Origin of the sequence: Actinoplanes sp. NPDC048967 (assembly GCF_040649415.1) — a bacterium.
In the GTDB taxonomy this organism is placed as follows: Bacteria; Actinomycetota; Actinomycetes; order Mycobacteriales; family Micromonosporaceae; genus Actinoplanes.
Map to the genome: position 1 here is coordinate 634996 of NZ_JBEZFL010000004.1, position 23815 is coordinate 658810.

23 protein-coding genes and 1 pseudogene are annotated in these 23815 nt (G+C 72.7%); 11 read left to right on the forward strand and 13 right to left on the reverse strand.

Going from position 1 to position 23815, the window contains the following annotated elements; genetic code table 11:
* Positions 1–44: 44 nt before the first annotated feature.
* Positions 45–2321 carry an NAD-dependent DNA ligase LigA gene (ligA, locus tag AB0C12_RS20660; protein WP_360550152.1) on the reverse strand — a complete coding sequence of 759 codons (2277 nt, stop codon included), beginning with the start codon at positions 2319–2321 and terminating at the stop codon, positions 45–47.
* Positions 2322–2424: 103 nt separating this feature from the next.
* Between ligA and AB0C12_RS20665 the strand changes: the two genes are divergently transcribed.
* Positions 2425–2826, forward strand: coding sequence for a type II toxin-antitoxin system PemK/MazF family toxin (locus tag AB0C12_RS20665; RefSeq protein WP_360550154.1), 402 nt, complete (start codon positions 2425–2427; stop codon positions 2824–2826).
* A 9-nt stretch (positions 2827–2835) separates the two neighbouring features.
* Here the strand turns inward: AB0C12_RS20665 and AB0C12_RS20670 are convergent, their stop codons facing one another.
* The 5 genes and pseudogenes from AB0C12_RS20670 to AB0C12_RS20690 form a co-directional block, all read right to left on the reverse strand.
* The gene (locus AB0C12_RS20670) at positions 2836–3834 is read right to left on the reverse strand and encodes a methionine synthase (protein WP_360550156.1); all 999 of its coding nucleotides are present in this window, start codon (positions 3832–3834) and stop codon (positions 2836–2838) included.
* Positions 3835–4000: 166 nt separating this feature from the next.
* Positions 4001–5062: pseudogene (mnmA, locus tag AB0C12_RS20675) on the reverse strand (tRNA 2-thiouridine(34) synthase MnmA); the annotation flags it as partial.
* Between the two features lie 680 nt (positions 5063–5742).
* Positions 5743–6918 carry a cysteine desulfurase family protein gene (locus tag AB0C12_RS20680; protein ID WP_360550158.1) on the reverse strand — a complete coding sequence of 392 codons (1176 nt, stop codon included), beginning with the start codon at positions 6916–6918 and terminating at the stop codon, positions 5743–5745.
* Positions 6919–7019: 101 nt separating this feature from the next.
* Positions 7020–7970, reverse strand: a complete 951-nt coding sequence (locus tag AB0C12_RS20685; RefSeq protein WP_360550160.1) for an electron transfer flavoprotein subunit alpha/FixB family protein — start codon at positions 7968–7970, stop codon at positions 7020–7022.
* Between the two features lie 14 nt (positions 7971–7984).
* A complete protein-coding gene (locus AB0C12_RS20690) occupies positions 7985–8764 on the reverse strand; it encodes an electron transfer flavoprotein subunit beta/FixA family protein (RefSeq protein ID WP_212994079.1) in 780 nt (259 codons plus the stop codon).
* A gap of 182 nt (positions 8765–8946) precedes the next feature.
* Here AB0C12_RS20690 and AB0C12_RS20695 point away from each other — a divergent pair, with 182 nt between their 5' ends.
* From AB0C12_RS20695 to AB0C12_RS20705, 3 genes are read left to right on the forward strand one after another with little or no spacing between them, the layout of a single operon-like run.
* Positions 8947–9354 carry a DUF202 domain-containing protein gene (locus tag AB0C12_RS20695; protein WP_360550162.1) on the forward strand — a complete coding sequence of 136 codons (408 nt, stop codon included), beginning with the start codon at positions 8947–8949 and terminating at the stop codon, positions 9352–9354.
* On the forward strand, positions 9351–9653 hold the full coding sequence (locus AB0C12_RS20700; RefSeq protein WP_360550164.1) for a DUF202 domain-containing protein: 303 nt from the start codon (positions 9351–9353) through the stop codon (positions 9651–9653). Before AB0C12_RS20695 ends, AB0C12_RS20700 begins: the two co-directional genes overlap by 4 nt.
* A gap of 38 nt (positions 9654–9691) precedes the next feature.
* On the forward strand, positions 9692–10024 hold the full coding sequence (locus tag AB0C12_RS20705) for a PLDc N-terminal domain-containing protein (protein ID WP_360550165.1): 333 nt from the start codon (positions 9692–9694) through the stop codon (positions 10022–10024).
* A 10-nt stretch (positions 10025–10034) separates the two neighbouring features.
* On the opposite strand, the gene AB0C12_RS20710 is transcribed toward AB0C12_RS20705, so the two are convergent.
* The 4 genes from AB0C12_RS20710 to AB0C12_RS20725 form a co-directional block, all read right to left on the reverse strand.
* Positions 10035–11657: an acetolactate synthase gene (locus tag AB0C12_RS20710; RefSeq protein WP_360550167.1), complete on the reverse strand. Its 1623-nt coding sequence runs from the start codon at positions 11655–11657 to the stop codon at positions 10035–10037.
* 59 nt (positions 11658–11716) lie between these two features.
* Complete coding sequence (locus AB0C12_RS20715) at positions 11717–13936, reverse strand: Hsp70 family protein (protein ID WP_360550169.1); 2220 nt, start codon at positions 13934–13936, stop codon at positions 11717–11719.
* A 40-nt stretch (positions 13937–13976) separates the two neighbouring features.
* The gene (locus AB0C12_RS20720; RefSeq protein WP_360550171.1) at positions 13977–14525 is read right to left on the reverse strand and encodes a hypothetical protein; all 549 of its coding nucleotides are present in this window, start codon (positions 14523–14525) and stop codon (positions 13977–13979) included.
* A 73-nt stretch (positions 14526–14598) separates the two neighbouring features.
* The gene (locus tag AB0C12_RS20725; protein ID WP_360550173.1) at positions 14599–15372 is read right to left on the reverse strand and encodes an enoyl-CoA hydratase-related protein; all 774 of its coding nucleotides are present in this window, start codon (positions 15370–15372) and stop codon (positions 14599–14601) included.
* 88 nt (positions 15373–15460) lie between these two features.
* Between AB0C12_RS20725 and AB0C12_RS20730 the strand changes: the two genes are divergently transcribed.
* The 4 genes from AB0C12_RS20730 to AB0C12_RS20745 are packed head-to-tail and all read left to right on the forward strand — an operon-like array spanning position 15461 to position 17790.
* Entirely contained in the window at positions 15461–15925 is a 465-nt protein-coding gene (locus AB0C12_RS20730) for a DUF6232 family protein (protein ID WP_360550175.1), read from the forward strand.
* A gap of 22 nt (positions 15926–15947) precedes the next feature.
* Complete coding sequence (locus tag AB0C12_RS20735; RefSeq protein ID WP_360550177.1) at positions 15948–16310, forward strand: hypothetical protein; 363 nt, start codon at positions 15948–15950, stop codon at positions 16308–16310.
* 53 nt (positions 16311–16363) lie between these two features.
* On the forward strand, positions 16364–16903 hold the full coding sequence (locus AB0C12_RS20740) for a PAS domain-containing protein (RefSeq protein WP_360550179.1): 540 nt from the start codon (positions 16364–16366) through the stop codon (positions 16901–16903).
* The gene (locus tag AB0C12_RS20745; RefSeq protein ID WP_360550181.1) at positions 16903–17790 is read left to right on the forward strand and encodes a methyl-accepting chemotaxis protein; all 888 of its coding nucleotides are present in this window, start codon (positions 16903–16905) and stop codon (positions 17788–17790) included. Before AB0C12_RS20740 ends, AB0C12_RS20745 begins: the two co-directional genes overlap by 1 nt.
* On the opposite strand, the gene AB0C12_RS20750 is transcribed toward AB0C12_RS20745, so the two are convergent.
* The 3 genes from AB0C12_RS20750 to AB0C12_RS20760 are packed head-to-tail and all read right to left on the reverse strand — an operon-like array spanning position 17787 to position 20749.
* Positions 17787–18692, reverse strand: a complete 906-nt coding sequence (locus AB0C12_RS20750; RefSeq protein ID WP_360550183.1) for a ribokinase — start codon at positions 18690–18692, stop codon at positions 17787–17789. The two genes, AB0C12_RS20745 and AB0C12_RS20750, sit on opposite strands and share 4 nt — an antisense overlap.
* Positions 18693–18700: 8 nt before the next feature.
* Positions 18701–19534 carry an ABC transporter ATP-binding protein gene (locus AB0C12_RS20755; RefSeq protein ID WP_360550185.1) on the reverse strand — a complete coding sequence of 278 codons (834 nt, stop codon included), beginning with the start codon at positions 19532–19534 and terminating at the stop codon, positions 18701–18703.
* A gap of 36 nt (positions 19535–19570) precedes the next feature.
* On the reverse strand, positions 19571–20749 hold the full coding sequence (locus AB0C12_RS20760; protein ID WP_360550187.1) for an ROK family transcriptional regulator: 1179 nt from the start codon (positions 20747–20749) through the stop codon (positions 19571–19573).
* A gap of 173 nt (positions 20750–20922) precedes the next feature.
* Between AB0C12_RS20760 and AB0C12_RS20765 the strand changes: the two genes are divergently transcribed.
* The 3 genes from AB0C12_RS20765 to AB0C12_RS20775 all read left to right on the forward strand — a co-directional run bounded on the left by AB0C12_RS20765 (position 20923) and on the right by AB0C12_RS20775 (position 23765).
* Positions 20923–22380, forward strand: coding sequence for a glycoside hydrolase family 3 N-terminal domain-containing protein (locus AB0C12_RS20765; protein ID WP_360550189.1), 1458 nt, complete (start codon positions 20923–20925; stop codon positions 22378–22380).
* A gap of 138 nt (positions 22381–22518) precedes the next feature.
* The gene (locus tag AB0C12_RS20770) at positions 22519–23343 is read left to right on the forward strand and encodes a hypothetical protein (protein ID WP_360550191.1); all 825 of its coding nucleotides are present in this window, start codon (positions 22519–22521) and stop codon (positions 23341–23343) included.
* Positions 23340–23765, forward strand: a complete 426-nt coding sequence (locus tag AB0C12_RS20775) for a DCC1-like thiol-disulfide oxidoreductase family protein (RefSeq protein ID WP_360550193.1) — start codon at positions 23340–23342, stop codon at positions 23763–23765. Before AB0C12_RS20770 ends, AB0C12_RS20775 begins: the two co-directional genes overlap by 4 nt.
* Positions 23766–23815: the final 50 nt, after the last annotated feature.

Below are 23815 nucleotides of genomic sequence, written 5' to 3' on the forward strand. Positions count from 1 at the left end.
CACCGGCGGCACGCCAAGCATCAGGACCGCCCGCTCGGCGTGTCCTATTCGGCCGGCTCAGCCGCCTTCTTCCTCGGCTTCCGGGCCGCCGCCGCCTTCTTCGGCTCGCCGTCCGCCGTTTCCTTGGGCGCGTCCTCGGCGATCTCGGCCACCGCCCGAGCCGCCTCCGGCCCGTCGGCCAGCAGCACCGCGAACCCGTCCTCGTTGAGCACCGGCACCTTCAGCGACAACGCCTTGTCGTACTTGCTGCCCGGGTTGTCCCCCACCACCACGAACGCCGTCTTCTTGGACACCGAGCCGCTGACCTTGCCGCCCCGGGCCAGCACCGCCTCGGAGGCCTCGTCGCGGGTATGGGTCGACAGGGTGCCGGTCACCACCAGGGTCATGCCGGCCAGGGGCCGCGGCCCGGTGTCGGTGCGTTCCTCGGCCATCTTGACGCCGGCCTCGCGCCACTTGCGGACGATGTCGCGGTGCCAGTCGACGGCGAACCACTCCCGCAGGCTTTCCGCGATCGTGGGCCCGACGCCGTCGACCGCTGACAGCTCCTCGATCCGGCCTTCCTCGACCGCGGCCTCGATGGCCGCCATCGAACCGAACTCCAGCGCCAGCGCCCGGGAGGCGGTCGGGCCGACGTGCCGGATCGACAACGCCACCAGGACCCGCCACAGTGGCCGGCTCTTGGCCTCCTCGAGCTTTTCCAGCAGCTTGACCGCGTTGGTGCCCAGGGTGCCGTCCATGTTGACGAAGAACGGGGACCGCAGCAGGTCGTCGGCGGTCAGGCCGAACAGGTCACTCTCGTCGGTCAGCACCGACGACTCGTAGAGCGCGCGGGCGGCCTTGTAGCCGAGGACCTCGATGTCCAGGGCGTTGCGGCTGGCCAGGTAGAAGAGTCGTTCGCGGAGCTGCCCCGGGCAGTAGTGCTGGTTGGGGCAGCGGATGTCGACGTCGCTCTCCTTGGCCGGCGCGAGCGGGGTGTCGCACTCGGGGCACCGGGTCGGCATCACGAACTGGTGCGCGTCGTCGGGCCGCAGGTCGACGACCGGACCGAGGATCTCCGGAATAACGTCGCCGGCCTTGCGCAGCACCACGGTGTCGCCGATCCAGACGCCCTTGCGCTCGACCTCGCGGGCGTTGTGCAGCGTCGCCTGGGCCACGGTGGAACCGGCCACCAGCACGGGCTCCAGCACCGCGTACGGCGTGACCCGCCCGGTGCGCCCCACGTTGACGGCGATGTCGAGGAGCTTGGTGGTGACCTCCTCGGGCGGGTATTTGAAGGCGATCGCCCAGCGGGGCGCCCGGCTGGTCGAGCCGAGCCGGCCCTGGATGGCGACCGGGTCGACCTTGACCACCACGCCGTCGATCTCGTGCTCGACGTCGTGCCGGTGCTGGCCGTAGTAGGCGATGTAGTCGCGGACCTCGGCCATCCCGTCGACGAGCCGCCAGCGGTCACTGGTGGGCAGTCCCCAGGAGCGCAGGGCCTCGTACGCGTGGGACTGCGAATCCGGCCGGAACCCTTTCCGGGCGCCGATGCCGTGCACGACCATCCGCAGGCCGCGGGACGCGGTGATCCGCGGGTCCTTCTGCCGCAGGCTGCCGGCGGCAGCGTTGCGCGGGTTGGCGAACGGGGCCTTGCCCTGCTCAACCAGCGAGGCGTTGAGATCGGCGAACGCGGACGCCGGGAAGTAGATCTCGCCGCGCACCTCGAGCAGCTCGGGCGGATCGTCGTCGGCCAGCCGGTCGGGGATCTCGCGGATGGTGCGGACGTTGGAGGTCACGTCCTCGCCGGTGCGCCCGTCGCCGCGAGTGGCGCCGCGCACCAGGCGGCCCTTTTCGTAGGTGAGGTTGATGGCGAGGCCGTCGACCTTGAGCTCGCAGATGAACGGCACCGGGCCGCCCGCGTCCCGCTCGGTGCGCTCGGCCCAGGCGCCCAGCTCGGCGTCGTCGAAGACGTTGTCGAGCGACAACATGCGCTCGGCGTGCTCGACCGGGGTGAACAGGGTGGAGAAGGTGCCGCCCACATTCTGCGTCGGGGAGTCGGGGGTGCGCAGGGCCGGGAACTGCTCCTCCAATGCCTCCAGCTCGTGCAGGAGCTTGTCGAACTCGGCGTCGGAGACCGTCGGGGAGTCGAGGACGTAGTAGCGGTACTGATGGCCGCGGACCTCGTCGCTCAGCTCGGCGTGCCGGGCGCTGGCCTCCGGGGTGGGCTCGGCACCGGCGGCGGCGACCTGCTCGGCGGTCGGCCGGCCCTCCGCGAGCTGCTCGGCGACCGCGGCCGCCTCGGCACCGTCGGCGGGCGTATCGACAGGCTGCTTTTCCGGCACCGGGAGACCTCCGTGGTTCGTTCTTCTCTACCGGCACGTTAGTCGCCCGGTCCGACAAAACCATCGACATGCGCGGCCGGCGGCGCCCGGGTACGTTCTGCCGGTGGCGGACTGGTGGCTGTGGGTGGGTGGAGCTGCGGTGCTGGTCGCGGCCGGCTGGTGGCTGCGCCGGCGGTGGCGGGCCGGGCGGCCGAGCAGCGGCGACATCTGGTGGGCCGACGTGCCCTATGCCCGCGGGCAGGGCTCGAAGCTGCGCCCGTGCCTGGTGCTGCGCCGCCGCGGCGACGGCATCGTGGTCCTGAAGATCACCAGTCAGGACAAGAGCCATCGCCGCGACCACGTGCTGATCCCGACCCGCCGATGGGACGCGCGAGCGAGCCATGACTCGTACCTGAATCTGGGTGAACCGATCGTCGTCCGCCCGGCCGCCTTCCAGCGCCGCGCGGGCGCGGCGGACCTGCGCACCCGCCGCCAGGTCGCCCGCTTCGGCAGCCGGTCCCGGTGAAGCCGGGCGTCAGACCTCGCTGAGCCGCCGGCCGGCGTCACGGCAGGCCTTGAGCACCTCGCGCACGTAGGACTGCGAAGCGCCGGCGAGCCCGCAAGCAGGCGTGATGACGACCTGCTGCGGCAGCCGGGCCGCCGGGAAGCCGAGCCGGCTCCACAGCTTCTGCGCCCGATCGGCGACCTGCGCCGACGTCAACGCCCGGCCGTCGGCCGGCGGCCGGGTGGGCGCCGCACCGGCGAAAAGACCGAGCCCGCCCTCCAGCGCCTCCCCCAGCGGATCAAGATCCTTGATCAGCGACAGGTCGAGCGCGACGGCGGCGGCCCGCGCATCCCGGATTACCGGCAACGGTACGGCCGGAGCGCAGCAGTGCACGATGACCGGCACCCCGGCAGCCTCAACCACCGTCCGCAGCCCCGTCGCGGCATCGGGCCCGTCGACAACCTTGTACGCCCCCAGCCCACTCTCCGTGGGAATACGTCCGGCGAGCACAGCCGGCAGCGAAGGCTCGTCGAGCTGGAGCAGCACCGAGGCCTGCGGAAGCCGCTTCTGCACCTCGATCACGTGCCGGCGCAGCCCCTCGGCCAGCGACTCGGTCAGGTGACGCACGGCACCGGAGTCGCGCAGCAGGCGGCCACCGATCGGCAGATCCAGGCTGGCCGCCAGCGTCCACGGGCCGGCGGCCTGCAGCTTGACCGGCCCGGTGAACCGGTCGGCCTGCTCGGAGAGCTGATCGAGGTCCCGTTCCATCAGGTCGGCGATGCGACGCTGGTCCCGGCCGGGGCGGGGGGCCATCTGCCAGCGGCCGACGTAGATCTGCACCGGCAGCTCGACCAGCAGCCCGGCGGTGCGCCCGATCATGTCGGCGCCGGGACCGCGGTCGGGCAGCTCGGCGAGGTGTGGCAGATCGGGCAGCTCGCCCATGATCAGGCGCTGGGCCTCGGCGATGTCGGTGCCGGGAAGCGAGCCGACCCCGGTGGCCGCACCGGCCGGCCAGGGAAAATCAGGCACGACGCGCCGGCCCGACCCCGTCGGAGCCCGCCGACACCCGGTCAGCCGAACCGTCGCCGGACCCGCCGCCACTGCCCGCGCCTGGACCGCCGGCGCCCGAAAGGCCCGCGCTTGAACCGCCCGCACCCGCGCCGCCCGAGCCCGAACCGCCCGAGCCCAAGGTGCCGGAAGCGATCGTCGCCGAGCCGAGAACGATGTCACCAGCCGGATCCGGCCGATAAGCCACGATGGCCTGACCAGCCGCAACACCCCGAGCCGGCGCGCGCAGGTGGGCCACCAGCCCGTCCGGACCGACGCTCACCACAGCGGGAACGACCTCGCCATGAGCACGCAGCTGCACGTCGCACTCGACCGGAGTCTGCTCGCCGTGCCAGATCGGCCGGGTCGCCGTCACGGTGTCGACGGCCAGATCCTCCCGCGGCCCGACCGTCACGGTGTTGGTCTTCGGCGTGATCGAGAGCACATATCGAGGACGCCCGTCCGGCGCCGGAACCCGCAGGTCGAGACCCTTGCGCTGACCGATCGTGTACGAGAATGTGCCGTCGTGCTGCCCCAGCACGGCCCCGGTGCGACCGTCCACGATGTCGCCCGGCGTCGCCCCCAGCCGCTCGGCCAGGAAGCCCTTGGTGTCACCGTCGGCGATGAAGCAGATGTCGTGCGAGTCGGGCTTGTCGGCGACGGCCAGCCCACGCTCGGCCGCCTCCTGCCGGACCCGCTCCTTGGTCGAATCCCCGAGCGGGAAAACAGCCCGGTCGAGCTGCTCGCGGGTCAGCACAGCCAGCACGTACGACTGGTCCTTGGCGATGTCGACACTGCGCCGCAGCAGACCGTCCGCCCCCAGCCGGGCGTGGTGCCCGGTGACCACGGCGTCGAAGCCCAGCGCGACCGCCCGGTCCAGCACCGCGGCGAACTTGATCTTCTCGTTGCACCGCAGGCACGGGTTCGGCGTGCGCCCGGCCGCGTATTCCGCGACGAAGTCGTCGACCACGTTGTCGTGGAACTGCTCAGCCATGTCCCACACATAGAACGGGATCCCGATGACGTCGGCGGCCCGCCGCGCATCCCGCGAATCCTCGAGCGTGCAGCACCCCCGCGCACCGGTCCGGTAGGTCTGAGGATTCCGCGCCAGCGCCAGGTGCACCCCGGTCACATCGTGGCCGGCGTCCCGAGCGCGCGCGGCAGCGACAGCGGAGTCGACCCCGCCGGACATAGCTGCAAGAACTCGCACCCGTTCAGCCTATCCGCCCCCACCGACATCCCCCCGTGCCGCCTCAACCCCCTGTCTCAACCGCCGAACCTTTTCCGGTACGCGCACCGCAAAGTCCAGTGACACACGGCCCAGCACCTGCCGTCCCGACCCCGCCGCGCCACCATCCGGGCTGAGAGCGGTGGAGAGCTGCTCCGCAGCCGCCGGACAGCGGGCAGCAGGCGGGCCAGCGGGTAGCAAGCGGGCCAGCGGGTAGCAGGCGGCAGGCAGCGGGCGGGCCGGCGGTCGGCGGGCCAGCTGGCAGCGGGCGATTAGCAGCGAGCGGGCCATCGGGCCAGCTGGCAGCGGGCAGCGGTCGGCAGGCAGCGGTTGGTCGGCGGGCGGCGGGCGGCCGGCAGCGGACGGTCAGCAGCGGGCAAGCCAGCGGGCGGCAGGCCAGCGGGCGGCCGGCAGCGGGAAGCGGGCCAGCGGGCGGCCGGCAGCGGGCAGGCCAGCAGGCGGCCGGCAGCGGGAAGCGGGCCAGCGGGCGGCCGGCAGCGGGCAGGCCAGCAGGCGGCCGGCAGCGGGAAGCGGGCCAGCGGGCAGCGGGCGGGGGGCGGGCGGCGGGCCGGCGAGCCAGCGGGCAGCGGGCAGCGGGCGGGGCCAACCGGCGGCGGACGTCAAGCAGCGGCAGCGGGGGCAGCGGTCGGTTGTGCGCTGGGTCAGCGGGGTGTTTTCCAGGCCGTAGCCCGGCGGGCGCGCTCGACCGCCCCCGGCAACGCCGCCAGCAGCGTGTCCACGTCCTCGGTCGTCGACGTGTGGCCCAGAGTGAAGCGCAGCGACGAGCGGGCCCGGTCGTTGTCCGCGCCCATGGCCAGCAGGACATGCGACGGCTGCGCCACCCCGGCCGAGCAGGCCGATCCCGTCGAGCATGCGATTCCCTGAGCGTCCAGGAGCAGCAGCAACGCGTCTCCCTCGCATCCCGGGAAGGAGAAGTGAGCATTGCCCGGCAGACGGTCTGCGGCGTGGCCGTTGAAGACCGCGTCCGGGATCGCCTGGTGGACCCGTTCCACCAGTTCGTCGCGGAGGGCGGCCACCCTTTGGGCGTACTCCTCGCGGGTTTTGACCGCGGCCTCGACCGCCACCGCGAACGCCACCACTCCCGGGGTGTCCAGGGTGCCCGAGCGTACGTCGCGCTCCTGGCCGCCGCCGTGCAGCAGCGGGGTCGCGGCGATGTCGCGGCCCAGCAGCAGCGCGCCGACCCCGATCGGGCCGCCCAGCTTGTGTCCCGTCACCGTGAGGGCGGCCACGCCGCTGGCGGCGAAGTCGACCGGGACCTGGCCCACCGCCTGCACCGCGTCGGTGTGGAAGGGGATGCCGGCCCCGATCGCCAGGCGGGACAGCTCGTCGATCGGCTGGATCGTGCCGACCTCGTTGTTCGCCCACTGGGTGCTGATCACCGCGATCTCGTCGCCGTGCTCGGCCAGCAGGGCCGCCAGGGACTCCGGGTCGACCCGGCCGGTCGCGTCGACCGGCAGCCAGCTGACCTCGGCGCCCTCGTGGGTGGCCAGCCATTCGACCGCGTCCAGGACCGCGTGGTGCTCGACGGCCGAGGCCACCACCCGGTTGCGGCGGCGGTCGGCGCCTCGGCGGGCCCAGTAGATGCCCTTGGTCGCGAGGTTGTCGCTCTCCGTCCCGCCGCTGGTGAAGATCACCTCGGACGGGCGGGCACCGAGCACCGCGGCGATGCGTTCGCGGGACTCCTCGACCTGGCGGCGGGCCCAGCGACCGGCCGCGTGCAGGGACGACGGATTGCCGACCTCGCGGGCGGCCGCGACGTAGGCGTCGAGCGCTTCGGCGAGCATCGGCGTGGTCGCCGCGTGATCCAGGTAGGCCATCAAGTGAAGCTTATGCCTTGAGCCGTCAACCGAAACGATCCGGCTGGATGGAGCGCGGAACGGCCCGGCGGAGAACCCGCCGGGCCGGTTCCGCACGCTGCTTACTTACGCTTGCGGATCTCGTCGTTGGCCTGCGGTACGACCTTGAACAGGTCGCCCACGACACCGAAGTCGGCCAGCTCGAAGATCGGCGCCTCGGGGTCCTTGTTGACCGCGACGATGGTCTTCGAGGTCTGCATGCCCGCCCGGTGCTGGATCGCGCCGGAGATGCCCAGGGCCACGTACAGCTGCGGGGAGACCGTCTTGCCGGTCTGGCCCACCTGGAACTGGTGCGGGTAGTAGCCGGAGTCGACCGCCGCGCGGGAGGCGCCCACGGCCGCGCCGAGCAGGTCGGCCGTTTCCTCGACCAGCTTGAAGTTGTCGGCGTTGCCGACGCCGCGGCCGCCGGACACGACGATCGAGGCCTCGCTGAGCTCGGGGCGTGAGCCCTTCTGCTCGGCGACCCGCTCGACGACCTTGGTCAGCTTGTCGGTCTCGGTGACGGCCACCGTGAGCTGCTCGACGGCCGGGGTGGCCGGCTGCGGGGCCGGGGTGACCGAGTTCGGGCGGATCGTGATGATCGGCAGTCCCTTGGTGACCTTGGACTTGACGATCGTGGAGCCGGCGAAGACGACCTGGGTGGCGGTGCCGTCGGCGGTCACCTCGACCGCGTCGACCAGCAGACCGTTGTCGAGCTTGACCGCCAGCCGGCCGGCGATCTCCTTGCCCTCCTGGGTCGAGCCCAGCAGCACGGCACCCGGCTGGACCGACTTGATGAGCTCGGCGACCACGGTGGCCTTCGGCGCGACCAGGTAGTTCTCGATGTCGTCGCCGGACGCGGCGTAGATCTTCTCGGCGCCGTACTCGCCGAGCTTGGCCGCGAACGCCGCGGCGTCGCCGAAGACGACCGCGCTGGGTGAACCCAGCGTGCGGGCGAGCGTCAGCATTTCGAGGGTGACCTTCTTGACGCCGGAAGCCTGCGAGGCCTCGACGACGACCAGTACTTCAGCCATGGTGGGAGCCCTTCTCAGACGAACTTCTCGGCGGCCAGGTACGCGACGAGCTGCTCGCCACCCGTACCCTCGTCAGTGATCTTGGTGCCGGCCGACCGCGGCGGCCGCTTCGCGAACTCGACCACCGCGGAGGTCGCGCCGGCGGCGCCGACCTCGTCGGCGGAGACGCCCAGGTCGGCCAGCGACAGCGTCTGCACCGGCTTCTTCTTCGCGGCCATGATGCCCTTGAAGGAGGGGTAGCGCGGCTCGTTGATGGTGTCCCAGACGCTGACCACGGCCGGCGTGGCCGCGGTGACGACCTCGTAGCCCTCGTCGGTCTGCCGCTCGGCGGTCAGCTGGCTGCCGTCGACGGTGAGCTTGCGGGCGCCGGTGAGCGCTGCGACGCCCAGCCGCTCGGCCAGCATGTGCGGCATGACCTGGACCCGGCCGTCGGTCGACTCCGCGCCGCAGAGCACGAGGTCGGCGTTGAGGGTGCCCAGGGCGGCGGCCAGGACCTTGGAGGTCGCGACGGCGCACGAGCCGTGCAGGGCGTCGTCGGTGATGTGTACGGCCTTGTCGGGGCCCATGGAGAGTGCCTTGCGGATGGACTCGGTGGCGCGCTCGGGTCCCATCGTCAGCACGGTCACCTCGCCACCGTGCGCTTCCTTGATCTTCAGCGCCTCCTCGATGGCGTACTCGTCCATCTCGTTGATGACGTTGTTCGCCGAGGACCGCTCGACGGTGTTGTCGCCCGGGCTCAGGGTGCGCTCAGCACCGGAGTCGGGTACCTGCTTGACCAGTACGACGATGTTCATCGCGCTTCGACGACCCTCCTGTTTGTGGACGCACGCCTGCAGCCGTGGCCGCTGTCCCCCCGGCCGATGTTACCCGTCGGTAGCATAGGGGTCTCCACCACCGAGAGTGACTCACCTCACCGATGGATCTGATCCATCTTCTCCCACGGCAGCGACGGAGGGGCCGCAGGAGCCGGGTGCGAATGTTCACTTCGCTGGTCGATAATCAGCCAGTGCTCGACCAGTGGTTCAACCCGCAGAAGACCCCGGTGGTCGGCGAGAAGCCGGACTACCGGTTCTCGCTGGCCAACGAGCGCACCTTCCTGGCCTGGATCCGGACCGCGCTGGCCCTGCTGGCCGGCGGACTGGCCTGCGCCCAGTTCCTGCCGCCGCTGCCGATCGCCCACCTGCGTGAGGGCATCGCCATCGCGCTGCTGCTGCTCGGCGGGGTGGTCGCGCTGCGGGCGGTGGACCACTGGGCGCGTACGGAACGGGCCATGCGGCTCGGCGCCGACCTGCCCAAGTCCCGCTTCCCGGCGATCCTGGCGCTGGTGGTCGCGTTCGGCGCGCTGCTGCTGGTCGCCGCCGTGGTGATCAAGGCCGTCGGGTGACCGCCGATCCCGGCGCGTCGGCCGAGCGCACGAGGCTGGCCTGGCGGCGTACCGGCCTGTCGGCGGCCGCGGTCGCACTGCTGGCGGCGCGGCCCGCGTTCAGCCCGGCGGCGGGGCCCGGCACGTATCTGGTGGCGGCGGGCGCCCTGGCCGGCTGGGCCGCGCTGGTCGCTCTCGCGTACCGGCGCGCCCGTGGTCTCAGGCTGCAGCCGCCGCGGCCCGGTCAGCGCACTATCACCGCCTATGCGGGGATCACGGTGGCCTTCGCGATCCTCGCAACGGTGCTTGTCACGCTCTGATCGTCGCCGTTACTCCGCCGGCGCGTCATCATTGCCTCATGGTCCGGTTGTTCGTCTTCCTGGCTGCGGTGCAGCTCGTCCTTCTGGTGCTCGCGCTCATCAGCGCGTTGTCGGTCCCCCGGGTCCGCAACATGCCCCGAGCGCTCTGGGTGCTCGTCATCCTGCTGATCCCCCTGCTCGGTCCGCTCGCCTACTTCCTCACGGGACGCCCCAAGGCGCCACCGCGTGAGCGCGGCCCCGTGCTGCGCAAACCGCGTCCGGCCGCGCCGGACGACGATCCCGACTTCCTGCGCTCGGTGGACACCGAGCAGTCCAAGCGCGACCGGGAGCTGCTCGCCCAATGGGAGCGTGACCTGGAGAAGGACGAGTGAACCGGGCCGGTCAGGCCAGGTTCGACGACCGGGGGTAGGCGTCGGCCGGGTCGGTCAGCACGTTGACCAGGTACGGCACGCCCGCGTCGAACGCGCGCTCCAGGGCCGGGCCCAGGTCCGACGACTTCTCCACGGTCTCGCCGGCCCCGCCCAGCGCCTGGACCACCCGGTCGTAGTGCAGGCCGGGCTGCAGGTCGGCGGCCACGTCGTAGCCGTACATGGCCTGCATGGGGTGCTTCTCCAGGCCCCAGATGCCGTTGTTGCCGACGACGATCACCACAGGGAGCCCCTGCCGGGCCAGCGACTCGGCGTCCATCAGCGAGAAGCCGGCCGCACCGTCGCCCATCAGCACACAGATCTGCCGGTCGGGGTAGGTGACCCTGGCCCCCATCGCGTAACCCAGCCCGGTGCCGAGGCAGCCGTACGGGCCCGGATCGAGCCAGGTGCCGGGCTGGGCGGGCTCCAGGAAGCGGCCCGCGTACGAGACGAAGTCCCCGCCGTCGCCGATGGTGACCGCGTCCGGGGCCAGCACCTTGCGCAGCTCGCCGTAGATCCGGGCGGGCTTGATCGGGTCGCTCTCCGCGGCCATCGCCTCGGCGTCGCGGGCCTTACCGGCGTCCTCGGCGGCGCGCAGGCCCTCGATCCACTCGCTGTGATCCGCCCGCCGGCCGCTGTGCTCGGCCAGCGCGGTGAGGATGAGCCGCAGGTCACCGGCGGGTGAGACGGCTGTCTCCACGTGCCCGGCGCGCTGGCTCGGCGCGTCGACGATGTGCACGACCCGGGCGGCGCCGAACTCGCCGAAGCCGAGCCGGAAGTCGAGCGGAGTGCCGATGACGGCCACCACGTCGGCCTCGTTCAGCGCCGGGCGGCGGGCCTTGGCGAAGGCCAGCGGATGACCGGGCGGCAGCGCGCCGCGGCCCATGCCGTTGGTGAAGACCGGGATCTGCAGCGCCTCGGCCGCCGCCCGCAACTCGGCGATCGCGTCACCGCTCCACACGTCGGAACCGGCGATGATCACCGGGCGTTCGGCGCCGGCCAGCAGCGTCGCGGCCTGGGCGACCTGCTCCGGGTCGGGCTGCACGACCGGGATCTCGGGCGCGCCCGGCGCGGCGACGTCCTCGCTGGAGAACAACACCTCCAGCGGCAGGTCGAGGAACGCCGGGCCGCGGTGGGCGGTCAGCGCGGCGGTCAGCGCCTTCGCCACCTCGCCGGGGATCTCCTCGGTGCCGGTGACAGTGGCGGCGTACTTGGTGACCGGGGTGACCAGCGGGACGTGGTCGATCTCCTGGAGGCTGCCGGAGCCCCAGCGGAAGGCGGGCGCCCGGCCCCCGAGCACCAGCACCGGCGAGGCGTTGAAGAACGCGCTGGTCAGGCCGGAGATGCCGTTGGTGACACCGGGCCCGGCGGTCAGCACGGCCAGGCCGGGACGGCGCTGGAGCTTGGCGACGGCCTCGGCGGCGAAGACGGCTGACTGCTCGTGCCGTACGTCGTAGATCGGGAAACCGGCCTTGTGCGCGGCGTCGTACAGCGGGAAGACGTGCCCGCCGGAGAGGGTGAACATCTCCGTCACCCCGTACGCCCGCAGTGCCGCCAGCGCCAGGTCCCCGCCGTGGCCCTCGATCATCTCCGCCATGCCAGCTCCCGCCGCTCGGTCCTCGCCAGCACGCTACCGGTCGATCGGGAAAAGATGAATCAGACTCGCTCCAGCAGCCGCCGCAGGTCGTCCGCGATGAACCGGACGGCCTCCTCCATCGACACGCTCGCGATCACGCTGTACGCCGCGACCATCGCCACCACCGGCACAGTGACCAGAACCAGCATGCTGAGCAGCACCTGCAGGAAGCGCAGCGGTCCGCCGGTGCGCTTGCGCTGACGGGGCGCCGGTTGCGACGGCGCACCTCGTCTGGTCGTGCGGGCAGGCCGTTTGACCGCCGCGGGACGTGCCTGCGGTGGCACCGGCCGGGAGGACACCGTGCCCGAGGCGGAGCGCGCGCCGGGCGGGGACACGGGCCGGCCGGCCACGGAACCGGTCGCGAGCCGGGCGCCGGACGGGGAGATCGGACGCGTCACGGCCGTGGGCCGCCGCGCCGTCTTGTCGGCTGCCCCGGCCGAGGCCGCGTCGCTGGTCGGCGGCGGGGTCCGTGGCAGGGCGTGCACGTCCCAGGAGGGTTCGGACGCGACGGTCTGGTCCGGGTCCGGCACCCAGTGCTGTTGGGCGTCGGGCCATGGGTCGACGGCCGGCGGCGGCAGCAGCTGATCCCGCGCTGACGGCACGGTCTCCGCGTCGTCCAGCCGCGAGCGCGGCGACGAAGTCGCCGAGGGCCCTGAGCGCGGCGCAGAGGTCGCCGGAGGCCCCGAGTGCGGTGCGGATCCCGCTGCGGCGCCCGAATGCGGCGCGGAAGCCGCCGCAGCGCCCGAATGGAGCGCAGAAGACGCTGGGGCTCCCGGGTGCGGGGCCGCCGCTGGGGCGCCCGGGTGCGGCGCGGATCCGGCGGAAGCACCTAAATGCGACACGGATGCTGTCGCAGCGCTCGAATGCGGCGCAGAAGACGCTGAGGATCCCGGATGCGGGGCCGCCGCCGGGCCGCCCGGATGCGGCGCGGATCCAGCGGAAGCACCTGAATGCGGCGCGGAATCCGCGGGAGCGCCCGAATGCGAGGCGGACGCCGCCGCGTGCGGCATCCCAGCGGCGGCATGCGACACCGTGGGCGGTGCCGGGAAAGCGGGCGGTGCCGGGAAATCGGGCGGCGCGGGGAAGGAACTCTGCGGCTGCCGGGAGAGCAGCCGCATCTCGGCGGTGGGCCCAGGCGCGGCCGGCTCCTCGGCCAGCAGCGCGGCGTCCGCGAGGATGCTGCCCTCGGCGACCACCAGCTCGGGCTGCTCGATCGCCACCGGCGCCTCGCCCAGCGCCCGGTGCAGCAGCGTCGCCACCAGCGGGATCCGGCTCGCTCCGCCGACCAGGAACACCCCGGCCAGCCGCCCGTCGGCCAGGTCGGCCCAGCGCAGCAGGTCCCGGGTCACCTGCACGGTCTGGTCGAGCACCGGCCGGGCCAGCTCCTCCAGCTCCTCGCGGGTGACGTGCAGCTCCAGGTCGAGCAGCGGCACCACCACGTCGGCCGACTGGAGCCGGGACAGGCGTTCCTTGGCGATCCGGACGTCGTCCCAGAGCTGCCGCTGGGCGCGCCGGTCCTCCAGGGTCGCCGGTTCGGTCAGCCGCTGCCAGATCGCCGGGTCGCGCTCGGCGCAGAGCCGGCCGATGTGCTCGACCAGGGCGGCGTCGATGTCCAGCCCGCCGAGGTCGTCCCGGCCGTCCACGGCCAGCACCTCGAAGCCCTCCGCGGTGCGGGCGACGACGCTGACGTCGAAGGTGCCGGCACCGAAGTCGTGCACCACCACGACCGAGCCGATCGGCACCTCCCGGCCCAGCACCTCGGCGAAGTAGGTGGCCGCGGCGACCGGCTCGGCCACCAACCGGGCCCGGGTCAGCCCGGCCCGGGCGGCGGCCTCGGCCAGCAGGCCTCGGCGGGTGGCGCCCCAGGTCGCCGGGCAGGTGAGGGTGAGCTCGGGGCGGACCGGGCCGACCGCGCGGTGCCACTCGTCGGCCACCCGGACCAGCACCGCGGCGATCATGTCGACGACCTCGAACTCCTCGTCGCCGAGCAGCACCAGCCCGTCGTCGACGCGGCGTTTCGGGTTGGGTTCGAAGCGGCCCGGGTCGCGCCGGGCGCTGTGCACCGCGTCGCGGCCCACCACCAGGTGCCCGCCCGCCTCGGCATAGACGGCCGAGGGCAGCAGCGGGGAGCCGTCGACGAGGATCGGCCGGGCCCGCCCGTCGGGCCAGCGGGCCACCGCGACGGTGTTCGAGGTGCCGAAGTCGACGCCGAGCGAGTGCCGACCCTGGTCGATGGACATGCGCGCCAGTGTAGGCGCAGCCGGGAAGTTGATGATCTCGCTAGACGAGGCGCCAGCGCAGGTCGCCGTTGCGGTTCCGCTCACAGCGGACGGCCTTGCCCTCGGCGGTCCGGCCGGTCGCGCCCGCGTCGTCGCAGGGCTCGTCGACCACGGGGATGGGCGCGTCGTCCGCGGGCGCCGGGGCCGACGGCGGCAGCAGCGCGCGATCCGTCGGTGACGTGGTCGGTGTCGGCGGTGGGACGGGCGCCACGGGCGTCGCGGAGGTCCGGGTCGGGCTGATCGACCGGGTGGGGGAGCTCCGCACGGCGGCCGGAGCCGGCGAGGTCGGCCGTTCCGTGCGGGTCTGCTCGGTGCTGGCGGACACCGGCCGCTCGGCCTGCTCGCTGGGCGGTGGCGAGTTGGTGCTCGGCACGACGATCGGCGGCCCGGCGAGCTGCGGCTCCGCGGCCCGCCCGCCGGACTTCGCATCGTCACCGCCGAATGTGACAAATCCGATGACCCCGCAGAGCAGGGCCTGGCCGGTGACCAGGGCCACGGCCATGCGCACGGTGCGCCGGACCGAGGTCACGCGCACACCGGGCATCGTCACAGAGGGGAACTTTATGGCAACAGATCGATATCCGCGAGATCTGTCGCGGCGTTTCTCGGTCGAGCCGGGCGGCTCAGCGGCCGGTGAACTTGGGCTTGCGCTTCTCGACGAACGCGGTGGTGCCCTCGATCCGGTCGTCGGTGGCGAACAGCCCGGCGAAGAGCTGGCTCTCCCAGGCCAGACCCGAGGCCAGGTCGGTGCTCAGGCCGCCGTCGATGGCCAGCTTCGCGGCCCGCAGGGCCAGGGCCGGGCCGTTCAGGTACGGCTTGAGCAGCTCGACCGCGCTCGCGTACACGTCGGCGGCGGGCACCACCCGGTCGGCCAGCCCGATCCGCAGCGCCTCCTCGGCGTCCACCATCCGGCCGGAGAACACCAGGTCCTTGGCCTTGGCCGGGCCGATGAGCCGGGCCAGCCGCTGAGTGCCACCGGCGCCCGGGATCAGGCCCAGTTTGATCTCCGGCTGACCGAGCTTGGCGTCCTGCGCGACGACCCGCCAGTCACAGGCCAGCGCCAGCTCACAACCGCCGCCGAGCGCGTAGCCGGTCACCGCGGCGACGACCGGCTTCGGGATCCGGGCGATCGCGTCGAACGCGCTGGACAGGGCGGCCGCCCGGACGGTCATCTCCTGGTACGTCGTGGTGGTGAACTCGGTGATGTCGGCGCCGGCGGCGAACACCTTCTCCCCGCCGTACACGATCACCGCCCTGATCTGCGGCTCCTCGGCCGCCGCCCGGGCCGCCTCGCGCAGTTCCTCCTGCACCTGGGTGTTCAACGGGTTCATCGGGGGACGGTCGAGCCGGATCGTGCCGATGCCGTCGCTCGTCTCGAGTCGTACGAACTCACCCACGCGCATGCCTCCCTAGCGATCGTTCAGTCACCGACAGCGTAAGGCCAGGCTCGCCAGGGTAAGTAGCATGGAACACCGAGGAGGGGCGATGATCACCTACTACCGCGATCCGGACGTGCTGGTCACGTCCGCCGGGGTCCGCATGAGCGGCCGGGAGTACCGCCTCGGCGATTTCGCCCAGGTGTGGCACCGGCAGGGCCGCCGTTCGTGGGGTGCGGTGGCCGGGCGCGGCGCCCTCGGCATCGCGATGATCGTCCCGCTCGTGATCGGCGCGGTCGGCGTCCTGGTGGCCCTGGTCATCAACGCCTCGACGGCCACCACAGTCGCCCTGATCGGCGGCGGCATCCTGATCGGCCTGGCCGCCGCGCCCCTGTCCGACGTCCTGCTGGAGTTCGTCGACCGCTCGTACGACAAGGGCAGCCGCCGCCGCGAGATCTGGGCCCGCATCCGCGGTTCCGAGGTCCTGCTGCTGGACACGGACAACGCCCAGCGCTTCGGCCAGATCTACCGGGCCCTGCAACGCGCCCTGGACCACGACACCGTCGCCCACTGAGGTGCCACGGGCGAGGAGTGCCATGACGAACGCCCGGGGCGCGCTGCCGCTCGCCGGCCTGCTCGCGACCTCCGGAGTGCTGCACTTCCTCACCCCGAGGCCGTTCGACTCCATCGTGCCGCGCTCGCTGCCGGGCAGCCCGCGCACGTGGACCCTGCTCAGCGGCGCGGCCGAGCTGGCTGTCGCCGCCGCTGTCGCCAATCCCGGCACCCGCCGGCTCGGCGGGCTGGCCGCCGCCGGCCTGTTCGCGGCGGTGTTCCCCGCGAACGTCAAGATGGCGATGGACTGGCGGGACGCTCCGCCGGCGCGCCGCGCGATCGCCTATGGACGGCTGCCGCTGCAGATTCCGCTGGTGCTCTGGGGGCTGCGCGTGGCCCGCCGCTGATTTCCCGGAAATCGCCCCGCGATGGGCTGCGGGGCGGCGACGATACGTACATCATGAGGGCCACCCAGGTACGACCGACCGGCGTGGAGCGCACGCTCGGCGAAGACGAACTGATCGTCACGAAGACCGATCCCCGCGGCGTGCTGACGTACGCCAACGACGTCTTCCTGCGCCTGTCCGCGCTGCACGAGGACGAGACGATCGGCAAGCCGCACAACATCATCCGGCACCCCGACATGCCCCGGGCGATCTTCAAACTGCTCTGGGACGCCCTCGGCGAGCGCCAGGAGGTCTTCGCCTACGTGGTCAACCTGGCCACCGACGGCGCGCACTACTGGGTGCTCGCGCACGTCACGCCGTCGTCGGACGCGCAGGGCCGGCTGGTCGGCTACCACTCCAGCCGGCGGCGCCCGGAACCCGGCCCGGTGGCGGCGATCAGCAAGATCTATGCCGAGCTGCGCGCCGAGGAACGCCGGCACGAGAACTCGCCCGCCGGGCTGGACGCGTCCTGGGCCCGGCTGCAGGGCATCCTGGCCGAACGCAACCAGACATATGACGAATTCGTCTGGTCCCTCACGAACGGTGCGTACTAGTGCAGACCGATACCCTGCGGCTCATCACCGATGTCTGCGCCCGCGCCGCCGCCGGCGACTTCGAGGCCAGGCTGCCGTCCATCGGCGAGTCACCGGAGGCGCAGGCGGCCCGGCACGCGCTCAACGGGCTGCTCGACAAGACCGACTCGTTCGTCCGCGAAGCCGGCGCGGCGCTCGGCGCGGCCGCCGAGGGCCGCTTTCACCGGCGCTTCCTGCCCCGCGGTATGCAGGGCGCGTTCCGCGACGCGGCCGCTCGGATCGCCCAGTCGACCGACGAGATGAGCCGGTCCACCGCGCAGCTCGCCGAGGCGGCCCGGTCGAGGTCCGCCCTCGCCGACGAGCTGGAGAACGCGGTGCTCACCGTCTCGGAGCAGGTGGCGACGGCGGCGACCGAGATGGGAGCCTCGGCGAACGGGCTCGCGGACTTCGCGCGTGAGGCGGTCACCGGGGCCGAGCGTGGGGTGGAGACGGTGGGCTCGCTGCGTACCGCGTCGGAGCAGATCCGTACCGCCGTCGATCTGATCAATTCGGTGGCCTCGCAGACCCGCCTGCTGGCCCTCAACGCCACCATCGAGGCGGCCCGGGCCGGCGACGCCGGCCGCGGCTTCGCCGTCGTGGCGGGCGAGGTCAAGAACCTCGCCAACGAGACCAGCGAGTCCAGCTCGGAGATCCTGGGCCAGGTCAACACGGTGCAGCAGGCGGCGGCGGACGCGGTCGGCGTGCTCGAGGTCGTGACCGGCAGCATCCGGGAGATGAGCGGCCTGGTGAACGGCATCGCGGCCGCCGTCGACGGCGGTCAGGACTCCGGTACGGCGGGACTGAGCCAGCTGGCCGAGGTGCTGCGCAGCGAGGTGCACCGCTTCGTGACGATGGCCCGCCAGTCCTAGTAGTTCTGGGCGTAGATCGCGTCGATCTCGGCCCGGCTGGGCAGGGCGTTGCTGGCACCCACCTTGCGCACGCACGCCGCGCCGGCCGCGTTCGCCCAGCGCACGGCCTGCACCAGATCCCGGCCCTCGCCCCAGGCGACCGCCAGCGCCCCGGTGAAGGCGTCACCGGCCGCGGTGGTGTCCGCCACCTCGACCCGGCAGGCCGGGATGCGCTCGTCGTGCCCGTCGCGGTCGGCGTACCAGGAGCCGGCGCCGCCCAGGGTCAGCACGACCCGCGGCACCCGGGCCAGCAGGCCGGGCATGTCCGGCTCGGCCGACCCGGTGATCGCGTTCGCCTCGCCCTCGTTGACGACCAGCAGATCCACCGCGTCCAGCAGTTCCTGCGGCAGCTCGCGGGCCGGGGCCGCGTTCAGGATCATCCGCGTGTTGCCGGCCCGGGCCGCCTGCGCCGCCGCGATCACCGTGTCCGCCGGGATCTCCTGCTGACACAACAGCACGTCGCTGTCGGCGATCACCGCTGTCTCGGCCGCGCTCAGCCCGGCGAACGAGTTGTTCGCGCCGGGGCTCACGATGATGGAATTCTCCCCCGCGCGGTCGACCATGATGACGGCGACACCGGAGGCGCCGTAGCTGGTCCGCACGTTCTCGGTGTCCACCCCGGACGCGTTGAGCCGGGCTTTGATGGTCACGCCGAACGCGTCCGAGCCGATCGCCCCGAGCAGCACGCACCGGCCGCCGGCCCGGGCGGCGGCGATGGCCTGGTTGGCGCCCTTGCCACCCGGTGTCATGACGAAGTCGTCGCCGAGCACGGTCTCACCGGGCAGCGGCAGCCGCGGCGCGAGCCCGACGAGGTCCATGTTGGCGCTGCCGGCGACGACGATGCGCGGGGAGATCTCGGCCATCGTCTGCCTCAGGCCGCCCGGGCCATGTACCGGTCACCGGAACGCTGCACCTGCAACGGCAGCCCGAACGTCTTGGACAGATTGGCCGCCGTCAGCGTCTCGCCGAGCAGGCCCGCCGCCACGACCGTGCCCTCGCGCAGCAGCATCGCGTGGGTGAAACCGGGCGGGATCTCCTCGACGTGATGGGTGACCAGCACCATCGCCGGGGCGTCCGGGTCCTCGGCCAGCTCGGTCAGCCGGCCGACCAGGTCCTCGCGGCCGCCCAGGTCCAGGCCCGCGGTGGGCTCGTCGAGCAGCATGAGCTCGGGGTCGGTCATCAGCGCGCGGGCGATCTGGGTGCGCTTGCGCTCACCCTCGGACAGGGTGCCGAACTCCCGCTCGACCAGCGCGCCCATGCCGAGCTGGACCAGCAGCGCCCGGGCCCGCGCCTCGTCCTGCGGGTCGTAGCTCTCCCGCCAGCGGCCGACGACCGACCAGGCCGCGGTGACCACGACGTCGAGCACGCGTTCCGAGGGCGGCACCTGGTCGGCGAGCTGACCGGTAGTGATGCCGATCCGGGTGCGCAGCTCGGTGACGTCGGTGCGGCCCAGCCGCTCGCCGAGGATCCAGGCGGTGCCGCGGGACGGGTGCAGCCGACCGGACGCCAGGTTGAGCAGCGTGGTCTTGCCGGCGCCGTTGGGGCCGAGCACGACCCATCTCTCGTCCAGCTCGACCTGCCAGGAGAGCCCGCGCAGCAGATGGCTGCCGCCGCGGATGACGCTCACCCGGTCGAAGGAGATGACGGTGTCTTCGTCAGGTGGGGTGGGGGTCGCAGTCGCTGCCTCGAGCACGCATCCATCCAACCATGCAGGGCCCGGGGCCCCGGACGCCGTGCCCGGTCAACCGGTGGTGGATCCGAAGACCTCGTCGCGGACCGACTCCAGGGCCGTCAGCAGCGCGCCGTTGAGGATCGGCTCGACGGCGACCTCGCTGATCACAACCTTGGGCGCGACGAGGGTGATCGCGGCGACCTCGCTCTCGACCCGTTCGGCCAGCGCGGTGCCACCGGCCTGGCTGACCTCGCCGGCCAGGACCACCAGCGGCGGGTCCAGCACCACGCAGGTGGCCGCCACGCCGAGGGCGAGCCGGGCGGCGAGCTCGTCGAGCAGGGGCTCACCCGCCGCGCCGGCCGCGACGGCCGCGCGCACCACGTCGGCGGACTCGGCGCCGCGGAAGCCGTACTTCTTGCCGATCGCCTTGGCCGCGTCCGAGGCCACGAGGGTCTGGAAGGCACCCTTGGCGCCCCGCTTGGTCACGTCGCGGGGGATCTCGGCGCCGGCCACCGGCAGGTAGCCGATCTCGCCGGCGGCACCGGTGCTGCCGTGGTGCAGGCGGCCACCGATCACCGTGGCGAGGCCGACGCCCCGGCCGACCCAGATCAGCACGAAGTCGTCGACGCCCTTGGCCGCGCCGACGTGCTGCTCGGCGATGGCGACCAGGTTGACGTCGTTGCCGAACACCACCGGCGTGCTCAGGTCCTTGCGCAGCTCGGCGAGCAGGCCGCGGTGCCAGCGCGGCAGGTCGAAGGCGAAGGAGACCTCACTGGTCTTCGGGTCGACGAGACCGGGGGTGCCGAGGACCACCCGGCGCACCGAGGCCATGTCGGTGCCACCCCGGCCGGCCGCCTGGACCACGGCGCTGTGCACTGCGCGTACCGGATCGTCGCTGTCCTGGGTCGACTGCTCGCTGCGGCCGACCACCTCGCCGGTGATGTCCGCACAGGCCGCGATCACCCGGTCCGGCAGGACCTCGACGCCGATGACGTGCGCGCTGCCGGGCGTGACCGCGTACAGCTGGGCATTGGGGCCGCGGCCGCCGGCCTGCTCACCCACCCGGCGCACCAGGCCCCGCTCCTCGAGCCGCTCGACCAGCTGGGAGGCGGTCACCTTGCTCAACCCGGTCATCTCGCCGAGCTGCGCGCGGGTCAGCGGACCCTTGGCGAGCAACAGCTCGAGCGCGGCACGGTCGTTGAGCGCCCGCAGCAGTCGCGGGGTACCCGGTAGGCGGGTGGCGGCCATAACTCGTCCCTTGGTGTTTAGGAGTGCTTCCTATTGCGGTGACCGGCGCAGATCATGTAGCCGCAGCGTAACGGTCAGCGCGCACACTGGTTGCGCCGCGTACCCGATAGACATCTGACGATCATGCAGGCCGGCCGGCCGGAAAACCAGAGCCGGACCCGAGGAAGGACACCATGGCGATCGACCCAGGACTGCGCCGCTTGGCTCTGCGCACGTTGCTCGCGGCGTTCCCGGGGACCGAGGCCCCGGAGTGGGCGGCCGCGCTGCTGGCCGAGGGCCTGGCCGGGCACACCCTGTTCGGGACCAACATCGCGGACCCGGCCCAGGTGGGCCGGCTGACGGCCGAGCTGCGCACGGTACGGCGGGACGCCCTGATCGCGATCGACGAGGAGGGCGGTGACGTGACCCGGATGGCCCACCGGGTCGGGAGCCCGTACCCGGGCAACGCGGCCCTCGGCACCGTCGACGACCCGCAGCTGACCCGCTCGGTCTACGCGGCCATCGGCACCGACCTGGCCGAGGCCGGGATCACCCTCGACCTGGCCCCGACGGTCGACGTGAACACGGCCGACGACAACCCGGTCATCGGCACCCGCTCGTTCGGCGCGGACCCCGCACTGGTGGCCCGCCACACGAGCGCAGCGATCGAAGGCCTGCAGTCAACGGGCGTCGCCGCCTGCGCCAAACACTTCCCGGGCCACGGCGCGACGACGGCCGACTCCCACCTCGAACTCCCTACGGTGGACGCCGAGCTGGACGTGCTGCGCGACCGCGACCTGCCACCGTTCGCGGCTGCGGTGGCGGCGGGCACGCAAGCGATCATGACGGCGCACATTCGCGTACCGGCACTGACCGGCGCCGGTCCGGCCACCTTCAGCCACGCGGCCCTGACCGACCTGCTCCGCGGCGAATACGGCTTCCGCGGAGCGGTCATCACGGACGCGCTGGAGATGAAGGGGGCCGCCCAGGCGGCGGGCGGCATCGGCGAAGCCGCGGTGCTGGCCCTGGTGGCGGGCGCTGATCTGCTGTGCATCGGCGCCCGGGTGAGCCTGGAGCTGGTCGAACTGGTGGCGGCCGAGATCGTCACGGGCCTCGGCGACGGCAGGCTTCCGCTGAGCAGGCTGGAGAACGCCGCGGAACGAACAGCGGCGCTGACCGCGTGGACCCAACGCTCGGTGGCGCCACTGCGGCACGACGCCGGGCTGGGCTACACGGCGGCCCGCCGGGCGGTACGGGTCGAAGGCTCCCTCGCGGACTTCACCGACCCGCTGGTGGTGCACCTCCAGTCGGGTCACTCGATAGCGGAAGGTCGCGTGCCGTGGGGCCTGCGGCCGCACCTGAACGGAACCGAGCAAGTGTCCGTGGTGGCCGCTGAAACGAATGCGGAGACCCTGGTCGAGCGGGCGGGGTCCCGGCCGATCGTGATCGTCGGGCGACACACCCATCGAGCACAGGCGAGCCGAGCACTCATCGAAACCCTCGCGGCGCGGCATACTGTGGCGGTGGTGGAGATGGGCTGGCCGGCAAGCTGGCGGCCGGTCGGGGCGCGAGCTTTTGTCACCACGTACGGCGCGAGCCATGCCAGTGGTCGCGCCGCGGCGGAAGCCCTCGGGCTGACCGCAACCACCTGAGACACCCGGAACCGGGGCAGCGGCGGGCCGCCACCCGCCGCTGCCTCTTTTTGTGCCTCAAATCTCCTTGAACGCGTTCAACTAACGCCCTACGCTGATCACGACACCAGTTGAACGCGTTCAAGAAAGGCGGAGGTCGTGGATCACAAGGTCTGGATGTACCTCGCCTACCTGATCGTCAGCATCGCGCTGACCGTCTGGGTGGCGACCACGCTGTCCCGCAACGGATTGGTCTTCCTGGAAGACGTCTTCGCCGACAACCGTCTGGCCCGGGCGGTGAACCAGCTGCTGGTGATGGGCTTCTACCTGCTGAACCTGGGTTTCGTCGCGGTGGCCATGCGCTCGGATGCCCGGGTGCCGGACGCGGCCCGGGCGTTGGAGACGTTGTCTTACAAGATCGGGTTCGTGTTGCTCGTGCTCGGGGTGCTGCACGTTTGCAACGTCTTCTTTCTGGGGCGGTATCGGCGGGGGCGGTTGCGGCAGCAGCAGGGGATGCCGCCGTTGCCGCCGGCTGGGCGGTTGCCTATGCCTCCGCGGCCTGGGGGGCCGGGTGGCGGGCCCGGTGGGGCTGGACAGCCCGGTGGGCCTGGCGGCATGGCCGGTCCCGGCGCGATGGCTGGTCCCGGCGCAATGGCTGGTCCCGGCGGGTGGGCCGGGCCGGGCGTCGGTGGGCCCAGCGCGGCTGGTCCTGGCGGGACGGCGGGACCGGGTGGGCCAGGTCTTGGTACGGCCGGGCACGGCGTAGCTGTGTCGGGCGCTGCAGGTCCGGGCGGGGCCGCTGCCGGGCCGGGCGCCGCCGGGTCGGGCGCCGCCGGGTCGGGCGCCGCCGCGCATCCCGGTGGCCAGAGCGGGGCCGGCTATTCCGGTGCGGGCCACGCCGGAGCGGACCAAGGCGGCGCCCGGTCGAGTGAGTGGCCTGGGCAGGGGATGGCGGGGCCCGTTCCGCCGCCCGCGCCGGCGTGACGGGGACCATCGATCCGGCCGGTCACGGGGCCGGCCGGGTCGGGTACTTCACCGTTCTCTACGACGAGGGCTGCCCGATCTGCCGCGCCGCGCATCGGTGGCTTGCGGGCCGCGCTCAGCTCGTACCGTTGCTCTTCGTGCCCGCCGGGTCGGCCGAGGCCCGCCGGCGTTTTCCCGGCCTGGACCATGCCGCCACGCTGCGGGATCTGACCGTGATCACCGATGGTGGCCTGGTCTATGTCTCGGACGGGGCCTGGCTGGCCTGTCTCTGGGCGCTGGCGGACTACCGCGGGATGGCCGAGCGGCTCAGCTCCCCGCGGCTGCTGCCGACGGCGCGGCGCTTCATCGCCGCGGCCGCTGCCGTCCGCCAGTCGACGCGGGCGGACGACTACGGTGACGTGTGTGACGACCAGTGCCGCTGAACCCGCCGCCGATGAGCCCGGCGTCGGCTCTCCGGCGCTCCCCCACAGTC

Coding starts and splice junctions, on each gene's coding strand:
- AB0C12_RS20740 (WP_360550179.1), top strand. CDS start 16,364: ATGAGGGCCACCCAGGTACGACCGACCGGCGTGGAGCGCACGCTCGGC.
- AB0C12_RS20750 (WP_360550183.1), bottom strand. CDS start 18,692: ATGGCCGAGATCTCCCCGCGCATCGTCGTCGCCGGCAGCGCCAACATG.
- AB0C12_RS20705 (WP_360550165.1), top strand. CDS start 9,692: ATGGTCCGGTTGTTCGTCTTCCTGGCTGCGGTGCAGCTCGTCCTTCTG.
- AB0C12_RS20685 (WP_360550160.1), bottom strand. CDS start 7,970: ATGGCTGAAGTACTGGTCGTCGTCGAGGCCTCGCAGGCTTCCGGCGTC.
- AB0C12_RS20715 (WP_360550169.1), bottom strand. CDS start 13,936: ATGTCCATCGACCAGGGTCGGCACTCGCTCGGCGTCGACTTCGGCACC.
- AB0C12_RS20765 (WP_360550189.1), top strand. CDS start 20,923: ATGGCGATCGACCCAGGACTGCGCCGCTTGGCTCTGCGCACGTTGCTC.
- AB0C12_RS20695 (WP_360550162.1), top strand. CDS start 8,947: ATGTTCACTTCGCTGGTCGATAATCAGCCAGTGCTCGACCAGTGGTTC.
- AB0C12_RS20690 (WP_212994079.1), bottom strand. CDS start 8,764: ATGAACATCGTCGTACTGGTCAAGCAGGTACCCGACTCCGGTGCTGAG.
- AB0C12_RS20680 (WP_360550158.1), bottom strand. CDS start 6,918: ATGGCCTACCTGGATCACGCGGCGACCACGCCGATGCTCGCCGAAGCG.
- AB0C12_RS20760 (WP_360550187.1), bottom strand. CDS start 20,749: ATGGCCGCCACCCGCCTACCGGGTACCCCGCGACTGCTGCGGGCGCTC.
- AB0C12_RS20735 (WP_360550177.1), top strand. CDS start 15,948: ATGACGAACGCCCGGGGCGCGCTGCCGCTCGCCGGCCTGCTCGCGACC.
- AB0C12_RS20710 (WP_360550167.1), bottom strand. CDS start 11,657: ATGGCGGAGATGATCGAGGGCCACGGCGGGGACCTGGCGCTGGCGGCA.
- AB0C12_RS20730 (WP_360550175.1), top strand. CDS start 15,461: ATGATCACCTACTACCGCGATCCGGACGTGCTGGTCACGTCCGCCGGG.